This is a genomic window from Aquibium oceanicum, from assembly GCF_001889605.1.
Classification (GTDB): domain Bacteria; phylum Pseudomonadota; class Alphaproteobacteria; order Rhizobiales; family Rhizobiaceae; genus Aquibium; species Aquibium oceanicum.
This window is the reverse complement of record NZ_CP018171.1, coordinates 3,850,422-3,865,546: the sequence shown is the minus strand read 5'-3', so window position 1 is coordinate 3,865,546 and position 15,125 is coordinate 3,850,422. Positions and strand designations below refer to the sequence as shown.

Sequence of the window (15,125 nt, the reverse complement as noted above, 5' to 3'; positions counted from 1 at the left end):
AACGTTACGCGGTACGCACGTCATAGGATGCGAGGAGCGTGTCGACGGTAAGCAGCGTCAGGTCTTCCAACCTTGCTTGTGCAACCAGAAGCCGGTCGAACGGATCTCCGTGAAATCGCGGAAGCCGCGCGACTGCGGCTGCGTGCTCGATCGATATCGGCAGCGGCCTGAAGCGCATCCGCGGAAGCAGGTCCGGAAGATTGTCGGGCGCCTCAAGCTTGCCGAGCGCCTTCTTGATCGAAATCTCCCAGACGCTCGCCGCGCTGGCATAGACGACGGCGTGGGAGCCGAGGATCGCCCGATGGACGTCGTTCAATCGCGGGTCGTCTGCCAGCGACCAGAGAAGGATATGTGTGTCCGCGAGATATGCCTCGCTCACTTCATGTACTCGGCAAACTCCTCGAGCGGCGCGTCGAAATCGTCCGCTATCCGTATCAGCCCCTTCAACGCTCCAATACGTGGAAGCTCGTCCTCAACCGCCGCCGGCACCACGCGGGCCACTGGCTTGCCGTGGCGGGTGACGACGATCTCCTCGCCGGCCTGAGCCCGCTTCACGAGTTCCGAGAATCTGGCTTTCGCTTCGGCAACGGGGATATTCATTGCATGCTCCAGATTATGACCCGAATATAGGTCATATTTCCGAAGCGCGCAAATTTTTCCCGGGAGCCATGGCAGGCCGCAGACGCGCTTTGTGGTATCGGCCGGCTGTCTCCCGACCTACTCCGCCGCTTCCTTGCTGATCACGCCGCGACGGATCTGGTCTTCCTCGATGGACTCGAACAGCGCGCGGAAATTGCCCTCGCCGAAGCCTTCGTCGCCCTTCCGCTGGATGAATTCGAAGAAGATCGGACCGATGACGGTCTTTGAGAAGATCTGCAGAAGGATCTTCGTCATGCCGCCGTTCACCACGCCTTCGCCGTCGATCAGGATGCCGTGCTTCTTCATCTTGTCGATCGGCTCGTCGTGGCCCTGCACGCGCTCCTTCGACATCTCGTAGTACGTTTCGGGCGGACCCGGCATGAACTTCAGCCCGTTCGCGGCCAGCTTGTCGGTGGCTTCGTAGATGCCGTCGGTGCCCACCGCGATGTGCTGGATGCCTTCGCCCTTGTACTTCTTAAGGTATTCCTCGATCTGGCTCGTGTCGTCCTTGGACTCGTTGAGCGGGATGCGGATCTTGCCGCAGGGCGAGGTGATGGCGCGGCTGACGAGCCCCGTGATGCGGCCGTCGATGTCGAAATAGTGGATCTGGCTGAAGCCGAAGAGCTCGCGGTAGAAGGCCCACCACTTGTCCATGTTGCCGCGATAGACGTTGTGGGTCAGGTGGTCGAGGAAATAGAAGCCGACGCCTTCCGGCTTCGGATCGCGCGCGCCGAGCCACTCGAACTCCGCGTCGTAGGCCGAGCCCTTGTCGCCGTACCTGTCGACGAAATAGAGCAGCGATCCGCCGATGCCGACGATCGCCGGCACGTCAAGCGCCTTGTCGTCGCCGTCGTAGGGTTCCGCGCCCTTCGACACCGCGTGCTCGAAGGCATGCTTCGCATCGACCACGCGCCATGCCATCGATGGCGCGCAGGGGCCGTGTTCGTCCACGAACCGCATGGCGTGGGAGCCGGGCTCGGCGTTGACCACGTAGTTAATGTCGCCCTGGCGCCAGACGGTGATGTCCTTGGTGCGATGCTTCGCGACCCGGATGTAGCCCATGCGCTGGAACAGTTCCGAAAGCTTCGCCGGTTCGGGATGAGCGAACTCGACGAACTCGAACCCGTCCGTGCCGGCGGGGTTCTGGTCGGAGATTTTGGCGGGGGGTGCGTCGTGCGGGAAAGGACCCATGGTCAGCCTCCTGTTCCGTGGCCGCCGTGGCGGCAATGAATGTCAACGCATCCTACGCCATTTCGGATGCAAGGGGCTTGCAAAGCATCCGGGATCATGTCCTCTTCGTACACGATATGTGCATGAACGATCGTCTGGACGCACGGGAGTGACGGGATGGATCAGTTCGACCGCAAGATACTGTCCTTGTTGCAGGACGATGCGCGGCTGACCAACAATGATCTGAGCGAACGCGTGAACCTTTCGCCCTCGCAATGTTCGCGGCGGCGCCTCCGGCTCGAGGAGGAAGGCTACATCCGGGGCTACAAGGCGGTGCTCGACCGGGAGAAGATGGGCTTTCCGCTGGTCAACATCATCTCGGTCACGCTCGCCACGCACAACCGCGACAATGCCCGCCGCTTTGCCGATCTGCTTTCGCGGCTGCCGGAGGTGCAGGAGGCGCATGCCCTTACCGGGGAAATGGACTACGTGGTGAAGGTGGTCACGCCCGACTTGAAGTCGCTGTCCGAGTTCGTCAACGGCGTGCTTCTGCCGCACGAATCGGTTCAGCACGTCAAGACCGCTATCGTGCTGGAGACGCTGAAGGAAAACGGCGGACTGCCGGTCTGATCCACCCAGCCGGGCCGATCCGTCGTCCCTTGGCTTCATGTTACGAGAAAAAGCGCGCCTGCCGCTTCATTGTTACGCGTATTTGCATCAGGATATGCTCGACCGCTTGCCGGTTTTCGCTGATACTCGCTCCGGTCGAGATCGCTGATCAATGGGAGGACTAGAATGAAGACCCTATCCATCAAGTCGCTGGCGCTTGCCGGCGCCGTCGCCGCCGCATCGTGGCTTTCGAGCACGGCCGTGGGCGTCGCTCAGGAGGTGACGCTGCGGCTGCACCAATTCCTGCCGGCGCAGGCAAATGTGCCGAAGCTGGTGCTCGACAAGTGGGCCGACGACGTCGAGGCGGACTCCAACGGCCGCATCAAGGTCGAGCGCTACCCCTCCATGCAGCTCGGTGGCACGCCGCCGCAGCTGATGGATCAGGCGATCGACGGCACCGTCGACGTCGTCTGGACCGTCGTCGGTTATACGCCGGGCCGCTTTCCGCGCGTCGAGGTGTTCGAGCTGCCCTTCATGATGACCAATGCCGGCGCGACTTCGCGCGCCTACTGGGACCTCTTCGAAAAGGAGATGAAGGACACCGATTTCCAGGACGTCCACATCGTCGGCACCTGGGTGCACGGACCGGGCATGATCCACTCCAAGACCCCGGTCGCCAAACTCGAGGACATGAACGGCCTGAAGCTGCGCGCGCCGACCCGCATCATCACCGGGCTTCTGGGCGAACTCGGCGCCACGGCTGTCGGCCTGCCGGTACCGGCGGTGACGGAAGCACTCTCGAAGGGCGTGATCGACGGCGCCGTCATCCCTTGGGAAGTCACGACCGCGCTCAAGGTGCCGGAACTCGTCAACAACCACACCGAGTTCGGCGGTGACCACGCGCTCTATACCACGGCCTTCGTGCTGGCTATGAACAAGGACCGCTACGAGGGTCTTCCGGACGACCTGAAGAAAGTCATCGACGACAATTCCGGCCAGGAATTCTCCGCCTTCGCCGGTAGCACCCAGGCAAGCGCCGACGGACCGGCCCGCCAGCTTGCCGTCGATCACGGCAACAACATCATCACCCTCGACGAGGCGGAAGTCGCCCGCTGGCGCGAAGCCGCCCAGCCGGTCTACGCCAACTGGGTCAAGGAGATGGAAGCCAAGGGCATCGATGGTCAGGCGCTGATCGACGAGGCGCGCGCGCTCATCGACAAGTACACCAACCAGTAAGTCGCAGCGACGGCTTCCGGTCACCGGGGCAGGCAGCAATGCCTGCCCCGAACCATGACCCGGCCGCACAGGAGCCGGGAAGATGCGGGCCACGGCCTGTTGGCAGGGCCTGTCGTTGCATGACAAACTTTCCCGTGGCATCCAGAGTCGGTCCATGCGGAAAATTGTTATCGTTCATAGCAAAAATGCCGCGAATGCGCTTGTCCGGCGAACGGTCAGAAGCTAGCGTGCGCGACCAAGAAGAAGGGTGGGGAGGCCTCGCATGAACTTGCACGGGTTCGTCAGCAACTTGGCGCGTCTCATGGCGATCCTCGGCGGCATCGTGCTCGTGATGATCACTGTCATGACCGTCGTCAGTATCACGGGCCGCTCGATGATCTGGGCCGGGCTGGGGCCGATCCCGGGTGACTTCGAACTCGTCGAGGCAGGCACCGGTTTCGCCGTGTTCGCCTTCCTGCCCTGGTGCCAGCTCAACCGCGGCCACGCGACGGTGGACCTCTTCACCAGCTATCTGCCGGACGGCGCCAACCGCTGGATCGACCTGGTCTCCGAGACGCTGATGTCGATCGTCTTCATCGTCATCGCCTGGAGGCTATGGGTCGGCATGATGGACAAGATCCGCTACGGCGAGACCACCTTCATCCTGCAGTATCCGGTCTGGTGGGGGTTCGCGGCCGCAATGGTCGGCGCGGCGGTGGTGGTGGTCGTCTCCCTCTACATGACCTTGATACGCCTGCAGGAGGTCCGCACCGGCCGGTCCTTCTTCGCGCCGACACAGGGGGGCATGCATTGACCAGTCTCGAAATCGGCATCGCCTCGTTCCCGATCCTGCTGATCCTCATCTTCCTGCGGTTGCCGATCGGCCTTGCCATGCTCCTGTGCGGCATGGTGGGAACATGGCTGGTGCTCGGCACCTGGAACCCGATCCTGGCGAAGCTGAAGGCGGAGACCTACTCGACCTTCTCCAGCCATTCGCTCTCCATCATCCCGCTGTTCCTGTTGATGGGGCAGTTCGCGGGACTGGGCGGCATGTCGCAGTCGCTCTTCCGCGCCGCCAACACCTGGCTCGGCCACCGCAAGGGCGGCGTTGCCATGGCGGCGATCGGCGCCTGCGCCGGTTTCGGCGCCATTTGCGGCTCCTCGCTGGCGACGGCGGCGACGATGGCGCAAGTCGCACTGCCGGAACTGCGGCGTTACGGCTATTCGGGTGCACTGGCGACCGGCACGCTGGCGGCCGGCGGCACGCTCGGCATCCTCATTCCGCCGTCCGTCGTGCTGGTGATCTATGCGATCCTCGCCGAACAGAACATCGCCAAGCTGTTCCTGTCGGCCTTCGTGCCGGGCGTCTTGGCGGCGATCGGTTACATGATCGCGATCTCGATCTATGTCCGCCTCTATCCAGCCTCCGCCGGTAGCAGCCCGCGCGCGCCGTATCTCGAGCGTTTCAAGGCGCTGTTCGACGTATGGCCGGTGCTGATGGTCTTCTTCCTGGTCGTGGGCGGCATCTATTTCGGCTGGTTCACGCCGACCGAGGGAGCGGCCATCGGCGCGGCCGGCACCGGCATCATCGCGCTCGTGAACGGCGGTCTCACCTGGCGGACCTTCATCGATTCGGTGCTGGCGACGGCGGTCGCGACCGCGATGATCTTCTTCATCGTGTTCGGCGCGTCGATCTACAACGGCTTCCTGGCCCTGTCGCAGGTGCCGCAGGAGATCGCCGCGATGATCGTGGAATCGGGCTTCAACCCGTGGATCGTGCTCACGGTGATCCTCATCCTCTACCTGCTGCTCGGCTGCGTGATGGACTCGCTTTCCATGATCCTGCTGACCATCCCGATCTTCTTCCCGATCGTCAGCGCACTCGACTACGGGCTCAATCCGGAGGAGTTCGCGATCTGGTTCGGCATCATCGTCCTGATCGTGGTGGAGGTCGGGCTGATCACGCCGCCGGTCGGCATGAACCTGTTCGTCATCAATTCGATGGCGAAGGATACGCCGATCTCCGCGACCTATCGCGGGGTCACGCCGTTCGTCATCACCGACCTCGTGCGCACGGCAATCCTGGTCATCTTCCCGCCGATCTCGCTGTTCCTGCTGCGATGGCTCTACTGAGCCGCGTTGGCCCCTGAGCAGCCGGGGTCGCCGGCGAGTTCGCACATCGCCATGTGGTGCGACAGGAAAACCTTCCCCGAGAGGTGGGACAGGAAATCCGTGCGTTTCAGCGCGTCCATCACAGGACCCTTCACCTCCGACAGGTGAAGCCGCACGCCCATGTCCTTCAGGCGATGGTTGATGGCCTCGAGCGACTCCAGTGCGCTCATGTCGATCAGGTTCACCGCGGGGCAGGCGAGCACGACGTCGCGGACTTCCGCGCGCGACGCGACGAGGTCGTAGAGATAGTCTTCCAGATAGCGCGCATTGGCGAAATAGAGGCTTTCGTCGACGCGCAGCGAAATCACGCCCGGCACCGTTGCGACCTCGTGGCGAAGCACGTTCCGGTAATGCTCTGTGCCCGGCACGCGGCCGATGACGGCCATGTGGGGCTTCGACGTCCGGTAGAGGTGGATCAGGATGGACAGGACGACGCCCGTCATGACGCCGATCTCCACACCGAGCGCCAGCGTCGACAGGATCGTGGCTGCAACCGCGATGAAGTCGGCCTTCGAGTAGATCCATGTCTTGCGCAGGATCGAGAGATCGATCAGCGACAGCACCGCGACGATGATGGTGGCGGCCAGCGTCGCCTGCGGCAGGTAGGCGAGCAGCGGCGTCAGGAGCAGCGTGGCCAGCGCGAGGCCGACGGCGGTGAAGGCGCCAGCCGCCGGCGTCTCGGCCCCGGCGTCGAAGTTGACGACCGAACGCGCGAAGCCGCCGGTGACGGGATAACCGCTGGAGAAGGCGGCCGCGACGTTCGAGGCGCCGAGACCGATCAGTTCCTGGTCCGGGTCGATGCGCTGGCGCTTTCGCGCGGCGAGGGTCTGCGCGACCGATACCGACTCGACGAAGCCGATCAGCGAGATCAGCGCCGCGGGTCCGGCCAGGCTCAAGATCAGGTCCGGTGCGAAGGAAGGCATCGTCAGCGGCGGTAGCCCCTGCGGCACGGCGCCGACCAGCTTCACGCCCTTTTCGCCGAGGTCGAATGCCCAAGCGGCGAGCGTGGTGATCGCCACCGCCGCGACAGGTCCAGACTTGGTCAGGACATCGGCAACGCGCGGCCGAAGGCCCGACCGAAGCAGCAGCGGCTTCAAGCCCTTGCGGACCCAAAAGAGGAAGGCGAGGGAGGCGAGGCCGATGACAAGTGTAATCGGGTTTGTCCCGCCGATCGTCTGGGCGAGCGAGATGCCGAGTTCCAGAAGGCTGTGTCCTCCCGCGCTGGTTCCCAGGATGTGCTTCAACTGGCTCGCGGCGATGATCAGGCCGGACGCGGTGATGAAGCCTGCCACGATCGGATGCGAGAGCAGATTGGCCAGGAATCCGAGACGGAAGACGCCCATCAGCAGCAGGAACAAGCCCGACAGGAATGCCAGCGTGATGGCGGCAACGACATATCCGGCGGTTCCCTGCTCCGCGATGCCGCCGACGGCTGCCGCCGTCATCAAAGAAACCACCGCGACGGGACCGACCGCTAGCGTGCGGCTGGTTCCGAAAACCGCGTAGGCGACCAAAGGAAGGATCGAAGCATAGAGCCCCATCTCGGCGGGCAGGCCGGCGAGCAGCGCGTAGGCCAGGGACTGCGGGATGAGCATGATCGTCACGATCACGGCCGCCAGCAGATCGTTCGACAGCGTGTCGCGGTCGTATGCGCGACCCCACTCGAGGATGGGGAGGTAGCGCTTCAGCCCCGTCCGACTACGCTGCCCCGCGCGGGCCATCTTCATTCCCCTTCTTCAGAACAGACGTGTCCGGCCACGCGCCATCGACGGCGCGTGTCGGAAGGTCGGGTTTTTCGGTTCGCCCTTGGGCGGCTGCTGTCAGGCGCTGGTCTGCTGGACGAGGCCGTAGAGGTTCATGCAACGCCCGCCGGTGCGGCAATAGGCGAGCACCGGCGCCGGAAGGCTCTTCAAGGCCGCCGCCATGTCCCGCACGTTCTCTTCGTTGATCGCGCCGCTGACCACCGGAATGAAGCGGAACTCCAGCCCGGCGGCCTTCGCCGCCGCTTCGACCCGGTCATGCGGAACCGCGCCGTCTTCGGTGTCGGGGCGGTTGCACACGATGCTCTTGAAGCCGGCATCGGCGATCGCCCGGACGTCTTCGGCGCCGATCTGGGGCGCCACGGCGATGTCGTCGTTGATCTTGCGGAATTCCATTGCACTGTCCTTGTGAGTGAGGTTCCAGGCGCCGGTAGTAAACCTTCCGGCGTCGCTGCTCAAAGTCCGTTGACGGGTACCTTGAGGAAAGTCTTGCCGTCTTCGTCCCTGGGTGGCAAGCGCCCGGCTCGCATGTTGACCTGAAGCGACGGGATGATGAGCTTCGGCATCGCCAGCGTCTTGTCGCGCTCCTCGCGCATCTTGACGAACTCCGCCTCCGAAATCCCCTCGTGCACGTGGATGTTGTGGGCGCGTTCGTCGGCCACCGTCGTCTCCCACTTGATATCGCGGCCGTTCGGCCCGTAGTCGTGGCAGATGAAGAGGCGCGTTTCAGGCGGCAGCGAGAGCACGCGCCTGATCGAGCGGTAGAGCACGTGCGCGTCGCCGCCCGGGAAGTCGGCGCGGGCCGAGCCCCCGTCGGGCATGAACAGCGTATCCCCCACGAAGGCGGCATCGCCGATGACATGCGTCATGCAGGCGGGCGTGTGGCCGGGCGTATGCATGGCATAGGCCGTCATCGTGCCGATGGTGTAGCTGTCGCCGTCCTTGAACAGGCGGTCGAACTGCGAGCCGTCGCGCTGGAATTCGGTGCCCTCGTTGAAGATCTTTCCGAAGGTGTCCTGCACGATGGTGATGTTCTCGCCGATGCCCAGCTTGCCGCCGAGCTTCTGCTGGATGTAGGGCGCGGCCGACAGGTGGTCGGCATGGACATGCGTCTCGATGATCCACTCGAGCTTCCAGCCATTGCTGCGGATGTGCCCGATGATCTCGTCGGCGTGATCGTAGGTGATGCGGCCGGCGGCATAGTCGATGTCCATGACGGAATCGATGACCGCGCAGGCGTCTGAGGCCGGATCCTTGACGATGTAGGAGACGGTGTTGGTTGCCGGGTCGAAGAAGCCGAATACGTCCGGCTTGACCGAGGTGTCCGGAGTGAAGGGCAGGGCAGAGGTCATCTCGTTTCTCCTTCGCTGGGGCTGGTTCAGGCCGTTGCCGGACGTGCCGCACGATCCTTGAGGGCGCGTGCGATCACGATGCCGGCAATCATGGAGGCGATGAAAATCGGGGTTTCGACATGGCCGAGGCCGAGGGCGGGAATGGCGCCGCCGGGGCAGAATCCGGAGATGCCCCAGCCTATGCCGAAGATCGCGGAGCCGCCGACGAGCTGCGCATCGATGCCGGTCGTTCCCGGAAGCGAGTACCGCGCCTCGAAGATCGGCTGCTTGCGCGCACCGAAAACGATCCGGTAGCCGATCGCGGTGACGAGAAGCGCGCCGCCCATGACGAAGAGCAGGCTGGGATCCCAGTTGCCGGCGACATCGAAGAAGTTCAGCACCTTGGCTGGGTTCGCCATGCCCGAGATCGCGATGCCGAGCCCGAAGATGCCGCCGATCAGGAATGCGGACAGAATTTTCTTCATCTCAAGCCCCCAAGACGTGGCGCATGACGTAGACGGTGGCGATCGAGAACGCCATGAAGACGAGCGTAGCGACGATCGAGCGCCGCGACAGGCGCGCCATGCCGCACACCCCGTGGCCGCTCGTGCAGCCCGATCCGTAGGTCACGCCGATGCCGACGATCAGTCCGCCGATGACAAGGGTCGGCGTCGAAAGCGGAACCGCGAACGCGATCTCGTTGCCGGCAGCCAGCCAGCCCAGCGGAGCGACGATTGCGCCGGCGAGGAATGCCGCGCGCCAGGCCCAGTCGGAGGGAAAGGGAGGGATGATCCCGGCCAGGATTGCCGTCATGCCTGCGATCCGGCCATGCAAAGCCATCAGTAGCACGGCGGAGAGGCCTATGAGCAGCCCTCCCGAAAGCGAGAGCCAGGGGGTGAATTCGGTCATTGCGATTCCTTCATCCGGAAGGTTGCGAAACGCGTGTGGTTGGCTACATATGACAGGGTGTTCATATGTTCAAGGGAAGTTCGGATGCGAATGGATCTCGAAAAGCTCGATGCCTCTGCCGAGCAGGCGGCGGAGCTGCTGTCGGCGCTCGCCAACAAGAACCGGCTGATGATCCTGTGCAACCTCTTGAACGGCGAGATGGCCGTGCAGCCGCTGGCTGATGCGGTCGGCATGTCCCAGTCGGCGCTCTCGCAGCAACTCGCCAAACTGCGGCTGTCGAAGCTCGTCACGACCCGCAGGCAGGGCCGCGAGATCTATTACCGCGTAGCTTCGAAGGAGGTCGCGGAGGTGCTGCAGACGTTGTACGGGCTCTATTGCGAGCCGGCGATCCTGCGAAGCCACGGAAAGGTGCCTGCTGAAGCCGACGCGTAAGCGCGGAGACGGCGGCGGAGCATGAACGGCGGCGATACCGCTCATCAACAGAGGCGCGGCGTCTCTATCTCTCCTCGAGTTCCGGTGCGACCTGGCCGAAATTGAGACAGGCAACCAAGGCAACACCGCCGATCGTGTTGCCGAGCAGCGTAGGAACGAAGAAGCGGAAGAGATAGTCGGCGAACGAGGCTTCGCCCACGTGCACGAGGAACGATGCTTCCACCGATCCGGCGATGATGTGCGCCAGATGTGCGAGTGCGACGACATAGGTCACGATGATGATCACGAACGGCCTGGCATCGCCCGCCGCCGGCATGAGCCAGACCATCAGGGCGATGAGCCAGCCGGCGAAGACGGCCTTGAGAAACATCGGCCAGAAGTCGGAATCCAACGCCGTGTGCGAATACGCCGCGATCGCCGTCCTGATCTCCTGATCAAAGACCGGGGTGTGGGCCAGGACGGCCGAAAAGACCCATGTCGCCGCTATGTTGGACAACAGAACGACTGACCATAGCCGCCCGACCTGAGCGAGATGGTGGAGATTCCGGTTCTTCAGCAAAGGCAAGACGGGCGTCAGCGTGTTCTCGGTAAAGAGCTGCTGCCGGCCGAGAACGACGATCAGAAAGCCGATCGTGTAGCCGAGCGACGTGAGGAGATGCTTCCAGGAAACGTCCGGTAGCGCGACCATGAGGATTGCCGGAACGACGACGGAAAAGCCGATCGACAGTCCGGCGGCAAATCCCGACAGCATGAGCGCGACGCTCGTGCGTTCGAGCTCCCTTTCGCCTTCCGCCCGTATGGTTTCGTGGATCAGCGCGGCGCTCGGGCGGCTCTGATGATCGACCGCGCGCTTCTCGCCTTCGTTCAGATCCGTCATTTCGGACGCGGGGCTGAGACGGTTCTCGGTTTCGCTTGTCATTGTATCGGATCCGGCTCTCGTGGAACGATGGGCCGACACCGCCGTCCATGCGCGTCCCTGACGGGACATCTTCTCGGTCATTCAAAAGGTGCGCTCGGCTACCGAGGTCACCCGCCTTCGCCACCAGGCGCCGGCAGAGACCGTTGTTGTCAGACGACAACTGCTTTGCCTTCCAGGCAGTTCCGTCCCGGGCGATGCGTGTATTGCGCGACCTTGCGCTGGTAGCAGCTTCGTTCGCGCGCGATCCGCACGAAAACGACGCAGTGATGCGCTGTCGCTCCGAACCGGATGGGCAGGACGTGGCCGTGCGTCCGCGTCAGGCAGCGGCGTCGAAAAGCCCGCCGGCCCGCGCCAGCGCCCGCATGTGATGGTCGGTATTGCCGAACGCGACGTCGATCATGGTCATGCGCTTGAAGTAGTGGCCGACGGCATATTCCATCGTCATGCCGACGCCGCCATGGATCTGGATGGCGTTCTCGCCGACCAGCCGTCCGCCCCGACCGATCTCGGCCTTGGCCGCGTGCATGGCCTTGGCGCGCTCCGCCGCATCGTCCGAATCCGCCATCATGGTCGCGTAAAGCGTGATGGAGCGCGCCTGCTCGATGGCGACATACATGTCGACGGCGGCGTGCTGGAGCACCTGGAAGGCTCCGATTGGCACGCCGAACTGCTTTCGCACTTTCATGTAGTCGAGGGTCAGAGCGTGCATGGCCGAGATGGCGCCGACCGCCTCGGCCGATAGCGCGGCGATCGCCTGGTCGACGACGCGGCGCACGAGCGGCAGCGCGTCCGAGGGATCGCCGTACACCGCGTCGGCCGCGACGCGAACGTTCTCCAGCGTCAGTTCGGCGGCGCGCAGGCCGTCCTGCGTGGCATAGCCGCGGCGCGACACGCCTTCCGCATTCGCATCGACCAGGAATACCCCGATGCCCGTCTCGTCACCCGACGCTCCGCCGGTCCGGGCGGTGACGAAAATGCGGTCGGCGCAGTCGCCGTGGAGCACGACGCTCTTGGACCCGGACAACACCCAGCCGTCGCCATCCTGCCTTGCCTTCGTCTCGACACGGGCGAGGTCGAAGCGCGAGTTGCGCTCCGTATGGGCGAAGGCGAGCTTCAGAGATCCTTCCGCCACCAGTGGCACGAGATTCGCCTTTTGCTCGGCCGAGCCGCCGAGCCGCAGGAAGCCGCCGCCCAAGATCACCGTCGCGAAATAGGGCTCCAGCGCCAGCGCTTTGCCGAGCGCTTCCATGACGATCATGGTCTCGACCGGGCCGCCGCCGATGCCGCCGTCCTCCTCCGCGAAGGGCAGCGCCATCAGGCCCATCTCGGCATACCGATTCCAGGCCTCCGCACTCCAGCCCTCCGCCGATGCCATGTGGCGCTTGCGCTCCTCGAAGCCGTAGGTGTCGGCGAGCAGCCGGTCGAGCGAATCCTTCAGGATCGATTGTTCTTCAGTGAGGTCAAAGTCCATGGATGTGTCCCGGTCTCGCGTCGATGTTTAAATGCCGAGGTCAAAGCCCCAGCACTGCCTTGGCGATGATGTTTTTCTGGATTTCGTTCGAGCCGCCGTAGATCGAGACCTTGCGGAAGTTGAAGTAGTTCGGCGCGGCGGTCGGCGCGTAGTCCGGGACGTCGGAAGGCTCGTTCCAGCGGTCGTCGTGCTCAGGAATGTAGGGTGCCGCGTAGGGACCCATGACCTCCATGAGCAGATGGGTGGTCGCCTGCTGGATTTCCGAACCCTTGATCTTCAGGATCGAGGAGGCGGGGTCCGGCCGGCCGGTGTTGCCGCGCTTGGCATCGGCGGCCACCACGCGCAGCTGCGTCAGTTCCAGCGCCTTGAGGTCGATCTCGATTGCCGCGAGCTTTTCCCTGAACCGTTCGTCCTCGATTAGTGGCCGTCCGCCCGACATCTCCTTGCCGGCAAGCTCGCGGATGCGGGCGATGCGCTGCTTGGACATGCCGATGCGCGCGATGTTGGTGCGTTCGTTTCCGAGCAAGAATTTCGCATAGTCCCAGCCTTTGTTCTCCTGCCCGACGAGGTTTTCGACCGGCACCCTCACGTCGGTGAGGAACACCTCGTTGATCTCGCGGCCGCCGTCGATGGTAACGATCGGGCGTACCTCGATGCCGGGCGTCTTCATGTCGATCAACAGGAAGGAGATGCCCTCCTGCTTTTTCGCATCGGTGTCGGTGCGCACCAGGCAGAAGATCCAGTCGGCGTACTGGGCGAGCGTCGTCCAGGTCTTCTGGCCGTTGACGACGTAGTGGTCGCCTTCACGAACCGCACGCGTCTTCAGCGAGGCGAGGTCGGAGCCGGCGCCCGGCTCGGAAAAGCCCTGGCACCACCAGTCGTCCAGATTGGCGATGCGCGGCAGAAAATGCTTCTTCTGCTCGTCCGATCCGAAGGTGTAGATGACCGGGCCGACCATGTTGACGCCGAAGGGCAGGGGCTGCGGCGCCGGATACTTCTGCAACTCCTCCAGGTAGATGTACTGCCGCATCGGGTCCCAGCCGGTGCCTCCATACTCCACCGGCCAGTGCGGCACGCCCCAACCATGCGCGTTCAGGATGCGGGTCCAGCGGACGAAGTCGTCCTTCTCCAGATGCTCGCCGTCGACCATCTTGGTCCGCGTCTCCTCCGGCACGTTGTCGCGGAAGAAAGCGCGCACCTCCTCGCGAAAAGCGCGTTCCTCGTCGGTGAAGCGAAGGTCCATGTCATGCACTCCATTGGCGATGATCGACCCCCGCTCCGCCAAGCGAAGCGGGGTGCTTCATGTCTTGCTAGTTGATCTCCAGGAGCCCGGCCGCGCCCATGCCGCCGCCGACGCACATCGTCACCACGGCATACTTCACGCCGCGGCGCTTGCTTTCGATCAGCGCATGGCCGGCCAGACGCGCGCCGGACATTCCGTAGGGATGGCCGAGCGCGATGGCGCCGCCGCTGACGTTGAGCTTCTCGGGATCGATGCCGAGCCTGTCCCGGCAGTAGATCACCTGCACCGCGAAAGCTTCGTTCAATTCCCACAGGCCGATGTCGTCCACCTTGAGCCCGTGGCGTTCGAGAAGGCGCGGCACGGCGAAGACCGGGCCGATGCCCATTTCGTCCGGCTCGCAGCCGGCGACGTTGAAGCCGCGGAAGATGCCGAGCGGGGTCAGCCCGCGCTTCTCTGCCTCCTTGGAATCCATCATCACACAGGCGGAGGCTCCGTCGGAAAGCTGGCTGGCATTGCCGGCGGTGATGAAGCCGCCCTCGCGCACCGGCTTCAGTCCGGCGAGGCCTTCGGCTGAGGTGTCCGGACGCGGTCCCTCGTCATGCGCCAGCGTCACGTTCTTGTGGCTGACTTCCTTCGTCTCCCGGTCGATGACGGCCATGCGCACGTCGATCGGCGCGATCTCGGCGTCGAACCGTCCGGCCTCGCGGGCGGCGGCCACGCGCTTCTGCGACTGAAGCCCGTAGGCGTCCTGCGCCTCGCGCGAGATGCCGTAGCGCTTCGCCACGTTCTCGGCCGTGTCGATCATCGGCATGTAGACGTCGGCGGCGGGTCCCGACAGCGACACGTCGAAGAGATGGAAAGTGTTTCGGTGGTCGTTCTGGACCAGGCTGATCGATTCCAGCCCGCCTGCGATGCCGACCTTGACTCCGTCGTTGCGGATCGCGTTCGCAAGCAGCGCCATCGACTGCAGCCCCGACGAGCACTGCCGGTCGATCGTCGTGCCCGCCACCGTCACCGGCAGGCCGGCCGACAGCAGCGCGCGCCGTGCGACGTTGAGGCCGGTGGTGCCCTCCTGCATGGCGCAGCCCATGATCACGTCCTCGATCTCGCCGCCCTCCAGCCCGGAGCGGGCCAGCGCGTTGCGGATCGCGTGCGCACCGAGCGCGTGTCCGTCGGTGTCGTTGAGCGCGCCTCGATAGGCCTTGCCGATCGGCGTGCGCGCGGTGGATACGATGACGGCTTCAGCCATAATGTT

General features: G+C 64.2%; 17 protein-coding genes. 5 read left to right on the top strand and 12 right to left on the bottom strand.

The window, feature by feature from the left end:
- Positions 1–4: 4 nt before the first annotated feature.
- The 3 genes from BSQ44_RS18905 to hppD form a co-directional block, all read right to left on the bottom strand.
- The gene (locus tag BSQ44_RS18905) at positions 5–379 is read right to left on the bottom strand and encodes a type II toxin-antitoxin system VapC family toxin (RefSeq protein ID WP_072606677.1); all 375 of its coding nucleotides are present in this window, start codon (positions 377–379) and stop codon (positions 5–7) included.
- Positions 376–600, bottom strand: a complete 225-nt coding sequence (locus tag BSQ44_RS18900; RefSeq protein ID WP_072606676.1) for a type II toxin-antitoxin system Phd/YefM family antitoxin — start codon at positions 598–600, stop codon at positions 376–378. The genes BSQ44_RS18905 and BSQ44_RS18900 overlap by 4 nt, the downstream gene beginning before the upstream one ends.
- A 117-nt stretch (positions 601–717) precedes the next feature.
- Entirely contained in the window at positions 718–1,830 is a 1,113-nt protein-coding gene (gene hppD / locus BSQ44_RS18895; RefSeq protein ID WP_072606675.1) for a 4-hydroxyphenylpyruvate dioxygenase, read from the bottom strand.
- 156 nt (positions 1,831–1,986) lie between these two features.
- On the opposite strand from hppD, the gene BSQ44_RS18890 reads away from it, so the two are divergent.
- The 4 genes from BSQ44_RS18890 (at position 1,987) to BSQ44_RS18875 (ending at position 5,766) form a co-directional block, all read left to right on the top strand.
- Positions 1,987–2,439, top strand: coding sequence for an Lrp/AsnC family transcriptional regulator (locus BSQ44_RS18890; protein WP_072606674.1), 453 nt, complete (start codon positions 1,987–1,989; stop codon positions 2,437–2,439).
- Positions 2,440–2,604: 165 nt separating this feature from the next.
- The gene (locus BSQ44_RS18885; RefSeq protein WP_072606673.1) at positions 2,605–3,654 is read left to right on the top strand and encodes a TRAP transporter substrate-binding protein; all 1,050 of its coding nucleotides are present in this window, start codon (positions 2,605–2,607) and stop codon (positions 3,652–3,654) included.
- A 262-nt stretch (positions 3,655–3,916) separates the two neighbouring features.
- Positions 3,917–4,447 (top strand): TRAP transporter small permease, encoded by a 531-nt coding sequence (locus BSQ44_RS18880; protein WP_072606672.1) that lies wholly within the window; start codon positions 3,917–3,919, stop codon positions 4,445–4,447.
- Positions 4,444–5,766 carry a TRAP transporter large permease gene (locus tag BSQ44_RS18875; protein ID WP_072606671.1) on the top strand — a complete coding sequence of 441 codons (1,323 nt, stop codon included), beginning with the start codon at positions 4,444–4,446 and terminating at the stop codon, positions 5,764–5,766. Before BSQ44_RS18880 ends, BSQ44_RS18875 begins: the two co-directional genes overlap by 4 nt.
- Here BSQ44_RS18875 and BSQ44_RS18870 read toward each other — a convergent pair.
- From BSQ44_RS18870 to BSQ44_RS18850, 5 genes are all read right to left on the bottom strand, one after another.
- The gene (locus tag BSQ44_RS18870; protein ID WP_072606670.1) at positions 5,760–7,532 is read right to left on the bottom strand and encodes a SulP family inorganic anion transporter; all 1,773 of its coding nucleotides are present in this window, start codon (positions 7,530–7,532) and stop codon (positions 5,760–5,762) included. The genes BSQ44_RS18875 and BSQ44_RS18870 overlap by 7 nt on opposite strands.
- 93 nt (positions 7,533–7,625) lie before the next feature.
- On the bottom strand, positions 7,626–7,961 hold the full coding sequence (locus BSQ44_RS18865) for a protein tyrosine phosphatase family protein (RefSeq protein WP_072606669.1): 336 nt from the start codon (positions 7,959–7,961) through the stop codon (positions 7,626–7,628).
- Positions 7,962–8,020: 59 nt separating this feature from the next.
- Positions 8,021–8,917, bottom strand: a complete 897-nt coding sequence (locus BSQ44_RS18860; protein ID WP_072606668.1) for an MBL fold metallo-hydrolase — start codon at positions 8,915–8,917, stop codon at positions 8,021–8,023.
- Between the two features lie 26 nt (positions 8,918–8,943).
- A complete protein-coding gene (locus tag BSQ44_RS18855; protein ID WP_072606667.1) occupies positions 8,944–9,381 on the bottom strand; it encodes a DUF6691 family protein in 438 nt (145 codons plus the stop codon).
- A gap of 1 nt (position 9,382) precedes the next feature.
- Positions 9,383–9,805, bottom strand: a complete 423-nt coding sequence (locus BSQ44_RS18850; protein ID WP_072606666.1) for a YeeE/YedE family protein — start codon at positions 9,803–9,805, stop codon at positions 9,383–9,385.
- 90 nt (positions 9,806–9,895) lie between these two features.
- On the opposite strand from BSQ44_RS18850, the gene BSQ44_RS18845 reads away from it, so the two are divergent.
- Positions 9,896–10,237 carry an ArsR/SmtB family transcription factor gene (locus BSQ44_RS18845; RefSeq protein WP_072606665.1) on the top strand — a complete coding sequence of 114 codons (342 nt, stop codon included), beginning with the start codon at positions 9,896–9,898 and terminating at the stop codon, positions 10,235–10,237.
- Between the two features lie 64 nt (positions 10,238–10,301).
- On the opposite strand, the gene BSQ44_RS18840 is transcribed toward BSQ44_RS18845, so the two are convergent.
- From BSQ44_RS18840 to BSQ44_RS18825, 4 genes are all read right to left on the bottom strand, one after another.
- Positions 10,302–11,156, bottom strand: coding sequence for a formate/nitrite transporter family protein (locus tag BSQ44_RS18840; protein ID WP_072606664.1), 855 nt, complete (start codon positions 11,154–11,156; stop codon positions 10,302–10,304).
- A gap of 316 nt (positions 11,157–11,472) precedes the next feature.
- On the bottom strand, positions 11,473–12,627 hold the full coding sequence (locus BSQ44_RS18835; RefSeq protein WP_072606663.1) for an acyl-CoA dehydrogenase family protein: 1,155 nt from the start codon (positions 12,625–12,627) through the stop codon (positions 11,473–11,475).
- A 40-nt stretch (positions 12,628–12,667) separates the two neighbouring features.
- On the bottom strand, positions 12,668–13,870 hold the full coding sequence (gene pimC, locus BSQ44_RS18830) for a pimeloyl-CoA dehydrogenase large subunit (protein WP_072606662.1): 1,203 nt from the start codon (positions 13,868–13,870) through the stop codon (positions 12,668–12,670).
- A gap of 67 nt (positions 13,871–13,937) precedes the next feature.
- Positions 13,938–15,119 (bottom strand): acetyl-CoA C-acyltransferase, encoded by a 1,182-nt coding sequence (locus BSQ44_RS18825; RefSeq protein WP_072606661.1) that lies wholly within the window; start codon positions 15,117–15,119, stop codon positions 13,938–13,940.
- Positions 15,120–15,125: the final 6 nt, after the last annotated feature.

Coding starts and splice junctions, on each gene's coding strand:
- BSQ44_RS18865 (WP_072606669.1), bottom strand. CDS start 7,961: ATGGAATTCCGCAAGATCAACGACGACATCGCCGTGGCGCCCCAGATC.
- BSQ44_RS18880 (WP_072606672.1), top strand. CDS start 3,917: ATGAACTTGCACGGGTTCGTCAGCAACTTGGCGCGTCTCATGGCGATC.
- BSQ44_RS18840 (WP_072606664.1), bottom strand. CDS start 11,156: ATGACAAGCGAAACCGAGAACCGTCTCAGCCCCGCGTCCGAAATGACG.
- BSQ44_RS18885 (WP_072606673.1), top strand. CDS start 2,605: ATGAAGACCCTATCCATCAAGTCGCTGGCGCTTGCCGGCGCCGTCGCC.
- BSQ44_RS18850 (WP_072606666.1), bottom strand. CDS start 9,805: ATGACCGAATTCACCCCCTGGCTCTCGCTTTCGGGAGGGCTGCTCATA.
- BSQ44_RS18825 (WP_072606661.1), bottom strand. CDS start 15,119: ATGGCTGAAGCCGTCATCGTATCCACCGCGCGCACGCCGATCGGCAAG.
- BSQ44_RS18900 (WP_072606676.1), bottom strand. CDS start 600: ATGAATATCCCCGTTGCCGAAGCGAAAGCCAGATTCTCGGAACTCGTG.
- BSQ44_RS18890 (WP_072606674.1), top strand. CDS start 1,987: ATGGATCAGTTCGACCGCAAGATACTGTCCTTGTTGCAGGACGATGCG.
- BSQ44_RS18860 (WP_072606668.1), bottom strand. CDS start 8,917: ATGACCTCTGCCCTGCCCTTCACTCCGGACACCTCGGTCAAGCCGGAC.
- pimC (WP_072606662.1), bottom strand. CDS start 13,870: ATGGACCTTCGCTTCACCGACGAGGAACGCGCTTTTCGCGAGGAGGTG.
- BSQ44_RS18845 (WP_072606665.1), top strand. CDS start 9,896: ATGGATCTCGAAAAGCTCGATGCCTCTGCCGAGCAGGCGGCGGAGCTG.
- hppD (WP_072606675.1), bottom strand. CDS start 1,830: ATGGGTCCTTTCCCGCACGACGCACCCCCCGCCAAAATCTCCGACCAG.
- BSQ44_RS18855 (WP_072606667.1), bottom strand. CDS start 9,381: ATGAAGAAAATTCTGTCCGCATTCCTGATCGGCGGCATCTTCGGGCTC.
- BSQ44_RS18870 (WP_072606670.1), bottom strand. CDS start 7,532: ATGAAGATGGCCCGCGCGGGGCAGCGTAGTCGGACGGGGCTGAAGCGC.
- BSQ44_RS18835 (WP_072606663.1), bottom strand. CDS start 12,627: ATGGACTTTGACCTCACTGAAGAACAATCGATCCTGAAGGATTCGCTC.